The 15,244-nt window shown below is 75.1% G+C and carries 11 protein-coding genes and 2 pseudogenes; 3 read left to right on the top strand and 10 right to left on the bottom strand.

Annotation, left to right across the window (positions count from 1 at the left end; all coding sequences use genetic code 11):
* Position 1: 1 nt before the first annotated feature.
* From VR45_RS09595 to VR45_RS09560, 10 genes and pseudogenes are all read right to left on the bottom strand, one after another.
* The gene (locus tag VR45_RS09595; RefSeq protein ID WP_078896370.1) at positions 2-1,144 is read right to left on the bottom strand and encodes an ABC transporter permease; all 1,143 of its coding nucleotides are present in this window, start codon (positions 1,142-1,144) and stop codon (positions 2-4) included.
* On the bottom strand, positions 1,141-2,058 hold the full coding sequence (locus VR45_RS09590; protein ID WP_045939251.1) for an ABC transporter ATP-binding protein: 918 nt from the start codon (positions 2,056-2,058) through the stop codon (positions 1,141-1,143). Before VR45_RS09590 ends, VR45_RS09595 begins: the two co-directional genes overlap by 4 nt.
* A 156-nt stretch (positions 2,059-2,214) precedes the next feature.
* Complete coding sequence (locus tag VR45_RS09585) at positions 2,215-3,378, bottom strand: FHA domain-containing protein (protein ID WP_045939250.1); 1,164 nt, start codon at positions 3,376-3,378, stop codon at positions 2,215-2,217.
* Positions 3,379-3,451: 73 nt separating this feature from the next.
* On the bottom strand, positions 3,452-4,807 hold the full coding sequence (locus tag VR45_RS48475; RefSeq protein WP_045939269.1) for a VWA domain-containing protein: 1,356 nt from the start codon (positions 4,805-4,807) through the stop codon (positions 3,452-3,454).
* Positions 4,808-5,371: 564 nt separating this feature from the next.
* Positions 5,372-6,046, bottom strand: a pseudogene (locus tag VR45_RS48470) (protein phosphatase 2C domain-containing protein); the annotation flags it as partial.
* Between the two features lie 303 nt (positions 6,047-6,349).
* On the bottom strand, positions 6,350-8,785 hold the full coding sequence (locus VR45_RS09575) for a serine/threonine-protein kinase (RefSeq protein WP_234325904.1): 2,436 nt from the start codon (positions 8,783-8,785) through the stop codon (positions 6,350-6,352).
* A gap of 25 nt (positions 8,786-8,810) precedes the next feature.
* Positions 8,811-8,999 (bottom strand): hypothetical protein, encoded by a 189-nt coding sequence (locus VR45_RS48465; protein ID WP_234325903.1) that lies wholly within the window; start codon positions 8,997-8,999, stop codon positions 8,811-8,813.
* A 73-nt stretch (positions 9,000-9,072) separates the two neighbouring features.
* A complete protein-coding gene (locus tag VR45_RS09570) occupies positions 9,073-10,572 on the bottom strand; it encodes a hypothetical protein (protein WP_234325902.1) in 1,500 nt (499 codons plus the stop codon).
* Between the two features lie 157 nt (positions 10,573-10,729).
* Positions 10,730-11,752, bottom strand: a complete 1,023-nt coding sequence (locus VR45_RS09565; RefSeq protein WP_045939248.1) for a glutamate ABC transporter substrate-binding protein — start codon at positions 11,750-11,752, stop codon at positions 10,730-10,732.
* Between the two features lie 15 nt (positions 11,753-11,767).
* Complete coding sequence (locus tag VR45_RS09560) at positions 11,768-13,129, bottom strand: hypothetical protein (protein WP_045939247.1); 1,362 nt, start codon at positions 13,127-13,129, stop codon at positions 11,768-11,770.
* A 407-nt stretch (positions 13,130-13,536) separates the two neighbouring features.
* On the opposite strand from VR45_RS09560, the gene VR45_RS09555 reads away from it, so the two are divergent.
* From VR45_RS09555 to VR45_RS09545, 3 genes and pseudogenes are all read left to right on the top strand, one after another.
* Complete coding sequence (locus tag VR45_RS09555; RefSeq protein ID WP_045939246.1) at positions 13,537-14,115, top strand: nucleosidase; 579 nt, start codon at positions 13,537-13,539, stop codon at positions 14,113-14,115.
* 45 nt (positions 14,116-14,160) lie between these two features.
* Positions 14,161-14,685 (top strand): DinB family protein, encoded by a 525-nt coding sequence (locus VR45_RS09550; protein ID WP_078896368.1) that lies wholly within the window; start codon positions 14,161-14,163, stop codon positions 14,683-14,685.
* 109 nt (positions 14,686-14,794) lie between these two features.
* A pseudogene (locus VR45_RS09545) lies at positions 14,795-15,244 on the top strand (hypothetical protein); the annotation flags it as partial.

Raw genomic sequence — 15,244 nt, 5'->3', positions numbered from 1 at the left:
GTCAGTCCTCCCAGCGGAACAGCTTCCAGGAGATGCCGGTCAGCACGGCCGCGAACAGCAGCAGGCCGCCCATGGTCGGCAGCGCGTCCATCACGCCGCCGCCCCGGGAGAGCACCGACTGCGAGGCGGTGACCAGGTGGCGCAGCGGCAGCGCCTCGGAGATCACCTTGAGCCAGCCCGGCATGTCGTCGGTGGGGAAGAACGAGCCGGACAGGAACGACATCGGCAGCACGATGATCTGCGAGATGCCGTTCGCCGACTCCTCGGTCTTGGCGATCGAACCGGCCAGCAGGCCGATCGACATGAAGGCGATGGTCGCGCAGACCACCAGCGGGACGATCAGCCACCAGTCGCCGGTGAGCTTGAGCCCGAAGAACGGCGTGGTCGCGACCACCAGGAAGACGGTCGTCTGGGCCAGTGCGGTGAGGACGGAGACCGCGACCCGGGAGGAGATGACCGAACCGGCGCTCACCGGGGCGAGCCGCAGCCGGCGCAGCACCTTCTTCTGCCGCCAGCCGACCAGGGTCAGCGAGGCGCCGAACACCGCGCCGGTGGCCACCGCCCAGCCGAGCAGGCCGGGGGTGAGGAACTGGATCGGCTTGAGCGACCCGTCCTCGACCTGGCTGCTCTCCATGACGAAGGCCGGGGGCTTGCCGGTGGCGGCCTGGTTGGCCTGCTGGACCACGGAGTTGACGATGCCCTGGACGGAGCCGGAGCGGACCTGGTCGGCGGCGCTGTAGCGGACCACCACCTTGCCGTCCGGGCCCTCCTTGATCATGGCATCGAGGTCGCCCTTGCGGACCTTCTCCAGCGCGGCGGCCTCGTCGTCGCCCTTGGTGATGGTCAGGACCTGCTCCAGGCCGGTCCGGGCCTCGCCCTGGACCGAGTCCAGCACCCGGACGGCGCCGACCTGTTCGACCTTGGCGTGCGGGCTGGAGGCGCCCTTGAGCAGGGTGCCGAACAGCATCAGGAACATCAGCGGGAACAGCAGCACGAAGAACAGCGCGCTGCGGTCGCGCAGGAAGGCGACGATCATCACCCGGGAGAGGCTGGCGAAGGCGGAGACCCGCTCGCGCTCGGCCGGGGGAGTGCCGCCCGGGGCGGGGGCCTGCGCGGGCGCGGCCGTGGTGGGCTCGGCGGTCATGCGCGGTACTCCCGTCCGGTGAGCTGGAGGAAGACGTCCTCCAGGGTGGCGCCGCGGACCTCCAGGCCCCGGAGGGCGCCCCGGTCGGCCAGCACGGAGAGCACCGGCGCGGGCAGCCGGGTGGAGAGCGAGAGCGAGACGCCGTCGTCCTCCAGCGAGGTGATCTCCGCCCCGGCGGCGGCGAGCAGTTCACGCGCGGTGTCGATGGGCAGCTGCCCGGACTCCACGCTGATCCGGACGGTGTCGTCGATCTCGCGGATGAGCGCGGCGGGTGCGCCGGTCCGCAGGATCCGGCCGTGGTCCATCACCGAGACGCGGTCGCAGAGCACCTCGGCCTCGTCCAGGTAGTGGGTGGTCAGGACGACGGTGCGGCCCTCGGCGTTGATGTCGCGCAGCAGGTCCCAGAGGTTGCGGCGGGCCTGCGGGTCGAGGCCGGTGGTGGGCTCGTCGAGGAAGACCAGCTCCGGTCCGTGGACCAGGGCGCAGGCGATCGAGAGCCGCTGGGCCTGGCCGCCGGACATCTTGTCGGTCATCACCCCGGCCGACTCGGTCAGGCCGACCCGCTCCAGCATCGCGTCCGCGCGCTTGGGGCCGACGCCGTAGAAGGAGCCGAAGGTGCGGATGGTCTCCCGGGCGGTGAGCCGGTTGAAGAAGGCGGAGCCCTGGAACTGGACGCCGATGCGCGACAGGAGCTTGGGGTTGCGCGGCCAGGGCGCCAGGCCCAGCAGCTCGATCCGGCCCTCGTCGGGCTTGCGGATCCCCTCCAGGATCTCCAGTGTGGTGGTCTTCCCGGCGCCGTTCGGGCCCAGGATTCCGTAGAATTCGCCGGTTTCGACGGTGAGTGACACTCCGTCGACGGCTTGTACGTCCCCGTACCGCTGACGGATACCGTCGGCGGATATTGCAGCAGTCATATCGACTGAGGGTAGGGCTGCGTGAGCACTACGGGGAGGTGTGGAAGCATCATTTGATGATCATTTTTACAAGGTGTCACTGAGCTGTGACCCTGGGACGGCCGGTGCGGCCCGGGAGACCCGGGACCGCACCGGCCCGCCGCCGTCCGCACCCGCTCAGGCGCGGTGCAGGGTGATCGTGGTCCAGGCGCCGATGTGGACGCGGTCGCCGTCGCCCAGCGGGATCGCGGTGTGCGGGGAGATCGGCTCCGCGCCGCCGTTCACCGTGGTGCCGTTGGTGGAGTCCTGGTCGACCAGCACCCAGGTGCCGTCCGGCTGTTCGGCCAGCAGGGCGTGCTGGTGCGAGGCGCCCGGGTCCTCCGGCGCGACCGAGAGGTCGATCTCCGGCACGGTGCCGCGGTGCTGGCTGCGCCGGCCGATCCGCAGCTGGCCGCGCCCGGTCAGCGGGATCCGCCGCTCGGGGCAGTACGGCGGGAAGAACAGCCCGGCCGCCTCCGGACCGCTGCGGGCCATCATGTCGGTGAAGTACTGGCGGTCGGCCGCGATCACCGCGAACCAGGTGGTCCGCACCGGCTCGGCGGCCGGGGCCGGCGGCTGCTCGGCCTGCGGGGGCACCGGCGGGGCCAGGTGGAACGAGGTGCCGAACTCGTCGCCGCGCCGGGCCGGTCCGGGCTGGGCGTAGACCGGGCCGGAGTCCTCGCGCGGGACCGGCGGCCGCTGCGGCTCCGGGTGCGCGGGCGGCAGCCCGTACGGGGCCTCGGCCGGCGGGCCGAACGGCGCCTCGGCAGGAGGTCCGTACGGCGCCTCGGCGGCCGGCGGTCCGTACGGCGGCGCCTCGACCGGGCCGGGCGCCGCGCCCTGCTGCCCGTGGGCGGGCGGCGGGTAGCCGTACGCCGCCGGGATGTTCAGCGGGGCGGGCGCGGGCGGCGGTCCCGGGGCCGGGAACGGCGGCTGCTGGGCACGCTGCGGGGAGGACAGGTCGTAGTCGTACCCGCACTCCTCGCAGAACCGCCCGGTCTGCGGGCTGCGGCAGATCGGGCAGATCACCAGGCCCTCGGTGAGGTCGGGGAAGCCCTGCGGGGCCGGCGGCGGGGGCGGCGGCATCGAACCCGGCGCCGGCATCGCGCCGGGCGGCGGCGGGGGCATCGCGCCCGGGGGGAGCGTGGCACCGTACGGCGCGCCGTGTGCCCCGTGCGCCCCCGGGGCACCGGGGTGCGCGCCGGGCGGCGGCGGCAGCGGCTGCGGCGGTGTCATCGGGAATCCGCAGAAGTCGCACCAGTCCTCGGCCTGCGACTCGTGGCCCCTCGGGCAGATCGGCATCAGGTCCCCCCTCAATTCCAGCTCGGCCGGGGCTGGGCCCGGCCGGTTCGCGACCCGGTCGGCGCTTCGGCGGTCACTTCTTCACGCGGACGGTCTTGGTCGACCGGGTCTCGACGATCATCGAGTCGGCCTCGCTCACGTTCTTACGGAACCGAACGGTACCCTCCTTCGGGTCCACCACGTCCACCACCTTCTGCAGCAGCTTGTAGGTGCCGTCGTTCCCGGTCGCGTGGGCGATCCGGACGGCGGTGCCCAGCCTGGCGGTGGCGAGATGGACGTTCCCGGCGCGGTGCGCCTCCATGCCTTCCTGGACCGCCGCGGCCAGTTCCGCCTGCCCGGTGTAGTGGGCGACCTGCGGACTGATCCGGGTGGAGGAGGCGAGGTCGTCGGTCCAGACCGCCTTGACCAGACCCTGGGACAGCACCTCGGGCGTCCCCCCGGCGACCGAGGGCGGCAGGACCAGGCTGATCCGGGCGGCCAGCATCTCGTTGCCGACGGCCGCGGACGGGACCTCCACGCAGACGTGGTAGTCGCGGCTCTCGTCGCCCCACGAGCCGGTCGGGTAGTCGCCGGCCCTCGGTCCGGCCTCGGCCCGGCGGCCGGTGAGGTCCTCCAGCGCGGGGGCGACCTGCTTGACGAACTTCACCACCGCGTTGGCGGGCGTCCAGATCCGCAGGGCGACATCGGCGACCTGCTTGCCCATCGCGCCGGCCATCATCGAGCGGAAGTCCTCGGCCAGGCCGGAGGGTTCGGGGACGATGTCGACGGTGCCGAGCAGCGCGGAGGCGATCTTGCGCAGCTCCTCGACCTTCCAGTCGGTGCCGACGCCCCGGCAGTCGGCGGTGAAGTGGCCGCTGACCCGCCCGATCGCGCGCTCCAGCTCGGCGGCGGTCTCGTGCTCGTTGTTGCCGTCGGTGAGCAGGATGGCGTGCCGGATCGGGATGTCCCGGCGGGTGAGGAAGAGCTGGTCGGCCTTGGTCAGCCAACTGCCCATGGCGGTGCCGCCGGCCGCGGTGAGCCGGCGCAGCGACTCCCGGGCCCGGGCCCGGGTCTCCGGCGAGGCGATGGCGAGGGTGCCGTCGCCGGGGAAGACCTCGCGCGCCTCGTGGGTGCCGGCGACCACGGCGAACGCCACGCCGTCGCGGACGGTGTCGACGGCGGCGGCGGTGGCCTCGCGGGCGCCGCGCATCTTGCTCGACGGGTAGTCCATCGAGCCGGAGCAGTCCACCAGGATCACCACGGCGGCGGACTGCCCGTCGCCGCCCGCCGAGGCGTCGGTGATGCCGAGCGGGCGGCCGCCCGAAGTGCCGCCGCCCGTCGCGGTGACGGTGACGATGGCGTTCACCTCGCGGGCGCCGTCCGCGAGGTACTCGTTCTGGAAGATCTCCACATCGAACCTGGGCAGGTTCGGCTTCGCCAGTGTTGCCATGGGCCGGTGGCTCCCGTCGGATCGTCGGATGGTGCGCGGGTGGTGGCCGCGCCGGTGGGACGGGGCGCGGGTGGTCGCTCGGTGCTTGCGGCCCGGGCGGGTGGTTCGGGGCCCGGTGCCTGCGGTTCGGTGCGGGTCGCTCGGGCGGCCCGCCGTGGACTGCGCACCGGGGCCCGCGCCGAGGGGGCGCGGGCCCCGGCGGTGCGGGCGGGTCGGTGGGCGGGTCGGCGGACGCGGGGCGGCACGGCGGGCGGCGGCGGGACCGGGGGCAGCGGGGCGGCGGCCGAGCCGATCACCGGGATGTCCGGCAGGGTCGGCGCGTGGTCCTCCTCCTCGTCCGCCGCGTCGCTCCCGAACGCCGCGCCGGTCACGGTGATCACCGGCAGGTCCAGCGCGGTCCAGCGCGGTCGCGGTCCGGGCGTCCTCCCCGGTGTCCGCCGCCGGGCGCGGGTCGATCGGCAGCACGGCGACGGTGATGTTGTCGTGCCCGCCGGCCGCGACGGCGAACTTCACCAGCGACTGCGCGGCGGCCAGCGGTTCGGTCCGGGCGTCCGGCCGGACGTAGTACGCCAGGTCGGTGGCGGCCTCGGCGTAGTTCCACAGGCCGTCGGTGCAGACCAGCAGCACGCCGGGCACGTGCGGGGTGAAGTCGAGGGTGTGCGGCACGACCTCCTCGGCGTCCGCGCCGAGCCAGCCGGTGATGGCGTGGGCGCGCGGGTCCGCGTACGCCTCGGCCTCGCCCATCAGCCCGGCCTCGACCATCCGGGCCGCCCAGGAGTCGTCCTGGGTGAGCCGGAACGGTTCGGCGGCGACCCGGTCGTCGGGGATCCAGTAGGCCCGGGTGTCGCCGACCCAGCCGATGGTGATCCGGCCGCCGGACGCGATCGCGCTGACGTAGGTGCAGGCCGGGGCGTTGACGTCGGGCCGGAGCGGCCGGGTGCCGTCGGTGGCGAGGGCGGCCACCGCGTCGGCCGCGTCGGCGATCGCCCGGCGCATCGCCCGGGTCGGGTCGGTGCCCGCCTCCAGCGAGCTGAGCAGCGACTCGGAGGCGGCGTCGACCGCGGTCTCGGAGGCCTGGTCGGGCCGGTCGGAGGAGGAGACGCCGTCGCAGACCACGGCCACCACGACCGGTTCGCCGCCGGGCAGCGAGGAGGCGGCGATGGTGAAGGAGTCCTCGTTGCGGTGGTGCCGCAGGCCCCGGTCGCTGACGCCGGCGACGCCGGCCAGCGCCTTCTCCATGTGGTCGCGGGGGCGCGGCTGGGCGCGGCCGCAGGCCTCGCAGTAGCCGTCGGGGGTCACCTGGTGGAGTCCGCAGTGCGCGCAGGCGACCGCGCTCCGGTCGGCCTGGGTGGGCACGGAGGGGGTGTTGGGCAGGGTCGGCGGGTGGTCCTCCCCGCCGCCGGGCCGGGCGGCGGACCAGCCGGCCGGCATCGCGCCGGGGGCGGGACGGCCGTCCCGGCCGGCCCCGCAGGACCCGCAGAAGACGTCCTCCGGGTCCATCGGCTCGGCACAGCTCTGGCACACGGTCTGCTGCGGCATCAGTTACACCCACGTCCTGGGACGGGCCCGGTTGGCCCGTTCCACCATCTCGATCCTGGTCTCGGCCCGGTCGGCCAACCGGGCGAGTACCCGGTAGGACTGCTCCAGGGCGAACCGCAGTTCCCTTTCCACCGCGGGCCGTCCCAGCACGCTGACCTCGCCCGTTGCCGGGCCCGCACCGGTCCCCCCGGGGGAACCGGCGGTGACCCAGCCGAGCGCCGCGCCGAGTACCTCGACGGCGAGTTCCTCGCGGCGGCGGTCGTCCAGGCGCAGTGCGGTCAGCTGCTCGGAGCTCGCGCCGAGGTCGGCGCCGAGCGGGTCGGTGGTGGGCCGCTCGCGCAGCCGGGCCCGGACGGCGGCGATCCGGGCGGCGGTGTACTGGCTGGAGGTGGCCGGGACGGTCTCCAGGGCGGCGACGGCGCCGGCCCGGTCGTCCTCGGCGAGCCGGACCCGGGCCAGCCCGAAGGCGGCGCTCAGGTAGCTCTGGTCGGTGCTCCACACCAGGCGGTAGAACTCGGCCGCGTCGCCGCCGTCGCCGAGGAGTTCGGCGCAGACGGCGAGGGCCAGCTTGGGGGCGGCCTCGCCGGGGAAGGCGTCGTAGACGGCGTCGAAGGCCTCGGCGGCGGCGCGCAGGGCCCGTTCGCGGGCCGAGGTTCCGTCGGGGGCACCGGCACCGGCACCTGCACCGGCACCGGCGCCCGCGGCAGTGCCCGCACCGGCTCCGGCACCGGCTCCGGCATCGGCGTCGGCGTCGGCGGCGGTGACCAGGGAGGCCAGGCCCCGGTACCAGACCACCCGCCAGTCGTCCGGGTGGTCCTTCTCCAGTGCGGCCAGCGCCTCGGCGGACTGGTGCGGCCGGCCGAGTTCGAGCAGGGCGCGCAGGGCCCGCAGCCGCCGTTCGACCGAGTCGGTGGGGGCGCCGTCCAGCGCGGTGAGCGCCTCCGTGGGGTCGGCGGCCAGCAGGGTGGCGAGGAAGCCGGCGTTCGGGTCGGCCGGGTCGACCCGGGGGACGGGCAGCGCGAGCGCGGCGGCGGCCGGGTCGACGGCGGTCAGCCGCAGTTCGCCGGGGCGCACCGTGGTGGCCACCAGCTCGGTGTCGACGACCCGGAGTTCGGGGCCGAACAGGGTGGACTGCGCGGGCCGGGCCCGGCCGTCCTGGAGCGCGAGCACCTCGCGCAGCACGCCGGTGAGCTGGTCGACCATCTCCTCGGCGGAGCCGAACCGGCGGGCCGGGTCCGGGTCGGTGGCGCGGACCAGCAGGCGGTAGTAGGACTCGTAGGCGGCGAAGACCGGGACCGACTCGGGGCCGGGCAGGGTGTCCCGGTAGGTGGTGGAGTAGCCCTGGAAGTCGAAGCTGAGCACGGCCAGGGTGCGGGCCACCGTGTACAGGTCGGAGGCGGGGGAGGGGCCGTCGGTGGCGATCTCGGGCGCCTGGTAGCCGATGGTGCCGTAGATCGGGCCGTCGTCGTCGAGGCGGCGGACGGCGCCCATGTCGATGATCTTGAGCGCGTCGCCGCTCTGCAGCACGTTGTCGATCTTGAAATCGCAGTACACCAGGCCCCGGGAGTGCAGGTAGCCCAGCGCGGGCAGCGCCTCCAGCCCGTACGCGATCGCCTGCTCGACCGGCAGCGGGTCGCGCCGGCCGTCCGGGAGGCGGCGCTCGTTGGCGATGTCCTTCAGGGACTTGCCGCCGACGTACTCCATCACGATGTAGCCGTCGGTGGCGCCGGTCCGCAGGTCCGGGTGCTCGACGAAGTTGATGATGCGGACGATGTTCGGGTGGTCCACCTCGGCGAGGAAGCGGCGCTCGGCGACGGCCACCGCCAGGGCGTCCTCGTCCCCGGTGTCCAGCAGGCCCTTGAGCACGACCCACTTGTCGTTGACCCGCCGGTCGACCGCCAGGTAGATCCAGCCGAGCCCGCCGTGCGCCAGGCAGCCGACCACCTCGTACTGCCCGCCGACCAGGTCGCCGCGGCGCAGCTTGGGGGTGAACGAGTACGGGGTGCCGCACTTGGTGCAGAAGCCGTCCGGGCGGCCGGGCCGGCCGTTGCGGTCCCGGCCCACCGGGGTGTCGCACTTGGAGCAGAACCGCTTGCGCTCCGGCACCTCCGGGTTCTCCAGGACCGCCAGTGACGGATCGGCGGCCGGGACGGTCGGCACCGTCACCAGGCCGGCGCCCAGCCGGTGCCGGCCGGCGGAGCTGCTGCCGCGGCTGCTGCGCACCGAGACCGAGCGGCTGCTGCCGGTGCGGGTGGAGCGGTGCGAGCGGGAGCGGCCGGACAGCGAACGGGCCGAACCGCTGCGGACCGAGGAACTGCGGACCGAGGAGCTGCGGACGGAGGAGCTGCGGGCCTGGCCGCTGTCGAGGCCGCCGCCGGTCAGGGGGGCCGAGGCGGCGCCGAGGCCGCACTCGTCGCAGTAGCCGTCGGGGTCGATCATCCCGGCGCAGTCGCGCGGGCAGGGGTCACCCGGTCCGGCGGCGGACCTCCGGCCCGCGGCCGTCCCGCCGCGGGTCCCCGTCGCCGGACCGGTGCCCGTCGCCGTGCCGGTGCCCGTCGCCGGACCGGTCCCGGTCCGGCTCGATCCGGTGCCCGCAGGCGCCGACCCGGTGCCCGTACGCGTCGAGGTGCTGCTCGCCGGGGCGAGACCGCACTCGTCGCAGTAGCCGTCCGCGTCGATCGTCCCGGTGCCGCACTCCGGTCGTACGCACGTCTCGCCCATCACCGTCAGCCCCCCTGTACCCGTCCGTCGACAGCCTGTCCGTCGGCCGGCTCCCCGCCGGCCGCCGCCCCGCCCCGCCCGATCCCGTACCGTTCGATCCCGTCCTGCACCGCGCCGCCGTACCCGGCCGCGGCGTACCCGGCACCGCTGTACCCGGTGCCGTCGTACCCCGACCCGCCCGGCTCCGCCGCGCCCGCGCCCGCCCCGGGCTCGCCCGGCGCCGGTCGCAGCGCCTGCTGGAACCGGGCCACCGCGCCGGCCGCCGCCCGCAGGTCGCACGGCGCGCTCCACAGCAGCCAGCGCGCCTTCTCGTAGCGCTCCAGCACCTCCGGGTCCTCGGCCACCCGGAGCCGGGCCGCCATCGCCTTGTACGCGTCCAGGCGCCCGCGCAGTTCGGCCCGGACGGCCAGCGGCTGGGTCACCTCGGTGAGCGACTGCCGGGCCCGGGCCAGCTCCTTGGCGGCGGCGTCCTCCAGTGCGTCGAGCAGTGGCGCCAGCCGGTACCACTGCCCGTTCTGCCGCAGGTCCAGCGCCAGCACGATCCGTTCCCGCAGCGCCGAGGCCGGTCCGGGGACGGCCGGCACCTCGGTGGCGGCGATCTTCGCCAGCACCTCGCCGCGCGCCCGCCGGGCCTCGGCCAGGGTGGCGTCGGCCCGCTGGAGCAGGTCGCCGACGCCCTGCAGCCGCTCCTCGGCGTCGTCGCGCAGCCGCAGCAGGTTCTCCAGCTCCTGCCGGACGCCGTCCAGCGCCCGCCCGGCCCGGTCGAAGCGCTCGGTGTCCACCACTCCGGAGGGGAGGCCCGGGGCGCCGCCGTCCGGCACCGTGCCGCGCTGGGCCGGGACCCTGGCGGGCCGCCAGAGGGCGAGCGGGTCGGCGCGGACCTCGGTCCGCAGCCCCTGCAGGTCGGCGTCCAGCGCCTCCAGGTCGTCGCCGAGCGGGTGGGTGCCGGAGCGCACGCCGAGCGAGGCCGCCAGGGTCTGCACCCGGCGCAGTTCGGCGATCAGCAGATCGATCCGGGCCGGCAGCGCCGTCCAGACCGCGTCGGCCGCCGAGACCACCTCCAGCACGGTGGCGTACCAGGAGTTCATCCGCTCCATGAGCTCGTCCAGGCTGACCCGCTCGACCAGCCGGGCGGGCGCGCCGAGCCGCTGCGGGCCGTCCGGCGCGCCGCCGGGCACGGTGACCGCGTCGCCGGTCAGCAGCTCGCTGAGCTCGGCGAGTTCGGGCCCGCCCGGCCTGGCCTTGCGGGCCCGCACCGCGCGGGCCGAGGCCAGCGCCTCCGAGTAGCGGTCGAACAGCGCCCAGAGCAGCGGCAGGCCCTGTCCGACGACGGACCAGCGCTCCTGGGTCCGCCCGGTCAGTCCGGCGCCGTCGAGCAGGCGCAGGCCCGGGTGGTCCTGGAGCGAGAGCAGCGCGGACTCGACCGCGTCGCGTTCCGCGCCGAGGCGCGCCAGCGCGCGGTCCACCTCCTCCCGGCTCAGTGCCGGGCCGGCCGAAGCCGCCATCGTTCCCTCCCCTCCCTCGCCTGCTGTGTTCGGTGCTCCGTGGTTCCCGGGCGGCCGGTTCCGGCGCCCGGGGAATCCGCCCCGACCCTAGCGCGCGCCCCTGCTGCCGGGCCGGGCCCGGTCGTCAAGGAACCGTCAGTGCGGCCCGCCGCTCCCGTCACCGGGGCGTCGGCCAGTGCCGGTCGGCGTCGTCCAGCAGGTAGGGCTTCAGCCAGGTGTCGTACGCCCGCCGCCAGCTGCCGCCGGTGTAGTAGTCGTTGAGCACCTGGTTCACCCGGGCCGTCAGATCGGTGCTGGTCTTCAGCATCGCGATGCCCATCACGCCCGGCCGGACCTCGCCGTCGAGCACCCGGACGGTCTGGTCCTGCGCGGCCTGGCTGGCCGCGAGCCCGTCGTCGGTCATGGTGGCGTCGACCTTGCCCAGCTGCATCAGCACCAGGCAGTCGAGGTGGTTCTGCACGGTGACGAGCTGCTTCACCGGACGGGTCTTCAGCTCCTCCTCGGCCGAGGAGCCGGAGGCGGCGCAGGCGGTGGCGCCGTTCAGCGCCTCGTCCATGGTCTTCGCGGGGGAGGACCTCGGCACCAGGACCCGCTGGCTGGTGGTGAAGTAGGGGCGGGAGAAGGCCACCTGCTCCAACCGCTCGCAGGTGATCGACATGGTCCGGACGATGATGTCGACCCGGCCCTCCTGGATGAACTTGATCCGGTCGGCGGTCGGCACCGCCTTCAGGACGACCTTCTCCGGATCGCCCATGATCGCGGTGCCGATCGCCCGGGCGAGGTCGATGTCGAAGCCCTCCACCTGACCGGTGTTGGGGTTGCGCGAGCCCCACCGGTAGCTGTTCAGGTCGATGCCGACGACCAGGCTGCGCTTGGCCTTGATCGCCTTCACGGCCGGGCCGTCCTCGCTGCTCGCCGGGACGCTGCGGTACAGGTCGCAGTCGGCCTGCCCGCTCTGCTCCGACTGCCCGGCCTGCTCCTGCTGCGCCGCCAGCGGTACCTGGCGCGGGCCGGCCGCGGGGGAGGACTCCCGCGGCCCGCCCGCGCCCAGGACCAGGGCGCCGCTCGCCAGCAGTGCCAGCGCCGCCGCCGTCCGGGCTCCGCGCAGCGCGGCCGCCCGGCCCGGGCCCCGGTTCCGACCGGTGTTCGTGCTCGTGTTCGCGTTCGTGTTGGTGACCATGCTTCCGTCCCCCCTCTACCGGTACTCGGCCAGTCGGCGGCCGAGGCCGCGCAGGGCCGCGGCCGCGGCCAGCAGGCCCAGCACCGCGATCGCCGCGGCCGCGGTGCGCAGATCCTTGTCGACGCCCAGCGCGGCGTCCCGGAACTCGCCCTCCTCCAGCACCGCCGCGTCGGCGAGCTGCCGGTCGGCGGCGGCGAACGCGGCCTCGGCCGTGTTGGGCGCGTCCGCCTCCCGGGCGGTCACGGTGGCGTCCAGCGCGGCCTGGTAGTCGCCGTCGCTCTCCAGCCTGCTCGCGGCGGTGTGCCGCTCGCGCCACCGCTGGTAGTCGGCCATGGCCTGGGCGAGCTTGGCTTCGGCCGCCGGCGGTGCCAGCGACTGGGCCTGCACCAGGGTGCCGGGCCCGGTGCCGCGCCCGGGGTCGGAGGTGAACAGGTGCTCCGTGGTCTTCGACCACAGGTCGGCGTAGACGCCGCTGGAGCCGCGCGCCACGTAGTGGAGGTTCTCCGCCAGGCGGGCCGTCAGCACGTCCACCCGGGCCGAGTTGAGCGCCCGCAGCGGTGCTCCGCCCTCGCGTTCGCCGCGTGCCAGCGCCGAGGCGGCGCCGGTCGCGGCCACCGTCAGCCACAGCACCGCGGCCAGGACGGCGGCGGTGGCGGCCACCAGCCCGATGTTGAACACCCGGTTGGTCCGCCGGAACAGCGCCATCTGCACCCAGACCAGTCCGGTCAGTGCCAGCAGGCCGAGCGCGTACCCGGCCCACGGGGTGGCCCGGGCGGCCTTCATGTCCTCGGCCAGCAGCGCGTTCTCGGCGGCCGAGAACTGTGCGGCGGCCGGCAGCAGCACGGTGCGCATCTGCTCGGAGGCGTACCGCTGGTAGGCGCCGCCGAGCGGGTAGCCCTGCCGGTTGTTGGCGCGGGCGGTCTCCACCAGCCCCGCGTAGACCGGCACCTGCTGGTTCAGCTTGGAGAGCACCTCCCGCAGCGGCGACGCGGCGGGGGTGCGGGAGGCGGATTCGGAGATCAGCTGGGAGGCCGTCCTGAGGTCCTGCTCGTAGCGTTCCCGCACGGTCCGCGGTTCGGCGCCCGCCAGCAGGAAGCCGGTGGCGGCGGTGGCGTCCGCGTCGGCCAGCGAGCGGTTGATGTCGGCGGCCGCCTGGCTCAGCGGCTGGCTGTTGTCGACCACCCGCTGCGCGGCCGCGGCCCGGGAGTTCACCTGGACGGCGGTCAGCGCGCCGAACGCCAGGGTCAGCACCGCGAGCAGCGCTCCGGCCAGCCGCAGCCGGCCCGGCGCCGTCCGGGTGGCCCGCCCCAGCCGGGCGAGCGGCCCGGTCGGCAGGACCACCGCCCCCGTGCCGCCGGCCCGTCGCTGGGCCGGCACCGTACCCGCGGGCCGACGCGGCGTGTGCGCGCCCGGCCCCTCCGTGCGTACCGGTGTCGCCACCAGCCACCCCCTCCCCTGTGGCCCGCCCCCCCGTCTCGGGGGCCCGGCCGTTGCCAGCAGTATGGCCGTCACTCCCCGCGGCCACACCCGAGTTGCGCGGATCTTGAGCTGTCCGTCCCTGCTTCGCCCGCCGGGCCCGGGTCCCCCCTCGGGCCGTGCGGCGAACGGGTCGACGCGGCACGCACCCTACGCGGTTCCCGAGTTGACCGGAGGATCGGGGTCCGTTTGTGCGGGAGTCGCGTCCGCGCCGGGGTGTCCGCGGCGGTGTGCGCCGGTGGGACGCGCTCCCCGGGCGCGAACGGTGCGGGTCGGCCCCGGCGCGCGGTCCTTCGTACGATGGCGCCATGCGCCTTCTGGGAACGATCTCCGCCGACCGTCCGCTGCTCGTCGTCGCCGTCCGGGAGGAGGCCGCCCACCTCGGCGACCGCCTTCCGGTGCTGCTCACCGGCATCGGCAAGGTCAACGCCGCGGCCGCGCTGGCCACCGTCCTCGCCGGCGGGCGGCACCCCTCCGAGGTGGTGAACCTCGGCACCGCCGGCGCCCTGCGCCCCGGCTGGGAGGGCACCCACACCGTCACCCAGGTGATCCAGCACGACCTGGACACCCCCACCCTGTACGCCCTCACCGGCCGCACCTACGGCGCGCCGCTGGTCGTCGGCAAGGGCGGCGACGGGCCGGTCCTGGCCACCGGCGACCTCTTCGTCTCCGACCCGGCCGCCCGCGACCGCCTCGCCGAGCACGCGGACCTGGTGGACATGGAGGGCTACGCCGTCGCCACGGTCGCCCACCGGGCCGGCTTGCCGGTCCGCCTGGTCAAGCACGTCAGCGACGAGGCGGGCGACGGCGCCGCCCACTCCTGGCGGGAGTCGGTCGACGACTGCGCCCGCCACCTGGCCGACTGGCTGCACGCCCAGGGCTGGTGACGGTCCGGCAGGTGCGGTCCGGAAGGTGCGTCCTAGGGTGGCCGGGTGACTGAGAACACCGACGCCCCCGCGCCCGTGCAGGCCGACCTCCGGCCGCCGGGGCTGAACGCCGACGAGCACACCACGCTGCTCACCTTCCTCGACTACCTGCGCACCTGTGTGATCGCCAAGACCGACGGACTGTCCGACGAGGACGCCCGTCGGCCCGGCGTCGCCTCCGGGACGAGCCTGCTCTGGCTGGTGCGCCACCTCACCGCCGTCGAACTCAACTGGTTCCTCTGGGCCTACCGGGGCGACGATGTCGAGCTGTGGGACGACGACGCGCCCTCGCCCGGCGACGAGACGGTGGCCGGATCGGTGGCCGCGTACCGGGAGGCGATCGCCCGGGCCAACGAGGTGATCGTGTCGGCGGCGGACCGGCCGGACCTGCCCGGCGTGCGCTCGCTGCGGCCCAACGCCGAGGCGCCGTCGATGCGTTGGCTGCTCGTCCACATGATCGAGGAGACCGGCCGGCACGCCGGTCACGCCGACATCCTGCGGGAGTTGCTGGACGGTTCGGTCGGCCGCTGACGGGGGCGGGTGGCCGCCGTCCTGACGGAGAGTGGAATACTCCCCCGCGCAGTACCCGGTGCCGCTCCGGCGGCGCCGGGTGTTTTTCACACAGGGGGAACACAAATTCATGTCATTTTCTGACAGAAACAGCGGGCGCCGTCGCACCGCGCACGCTGCCAGGACGGCGCTCGGCGCCTCGGCGCTCGCGCTGACGCTGCTCACCACCGCGGCCTGCGGCCCGGACAACAGCTCGGCCGACACCGCCGTCACGGCGGGAGCGGGTGCGGGTGCGGCGCCGAACATCGGGCTGCCGGCCAACCTCGAAGACCTGAAGAAGTGGAAGTTCGAGGACTGGGAGAAGTGGGCGAAGGACTACGCCCTCCCGGCCGCCGCCAAGGGCTTCTGGACGCTGGACAAGCTGCTCAAGGCCAAGCCCAACGAGCCGCTCCCGCCGCCCGCCGCCCCGCCGGCCGCACCGGCCCAGCCCACCCAGGCCCCGGCGCAGCCCTCGCAGCCCGCCCAGCCCTCGCAGTCGCCGGCCAAGCCCGGGCAGCCGACGCCGCCCGGTGCGCCGACC

The sequence above is a fragment of the Streptomyces sp. NRRL S-495 genome, assembly GCF_000966955.1.
In the GTDB taxonomy this organism is placed as follows: domain Bacteria; phylum Actinomycetota; class Actinomycetes; order Streptomycetales; family Streptomycetaceae; genus Kitasatospora; species Kitasatospora purpeofusca.
This window is presented reverse-complemented; position numbering and strand designations above follow the sequence as displayed.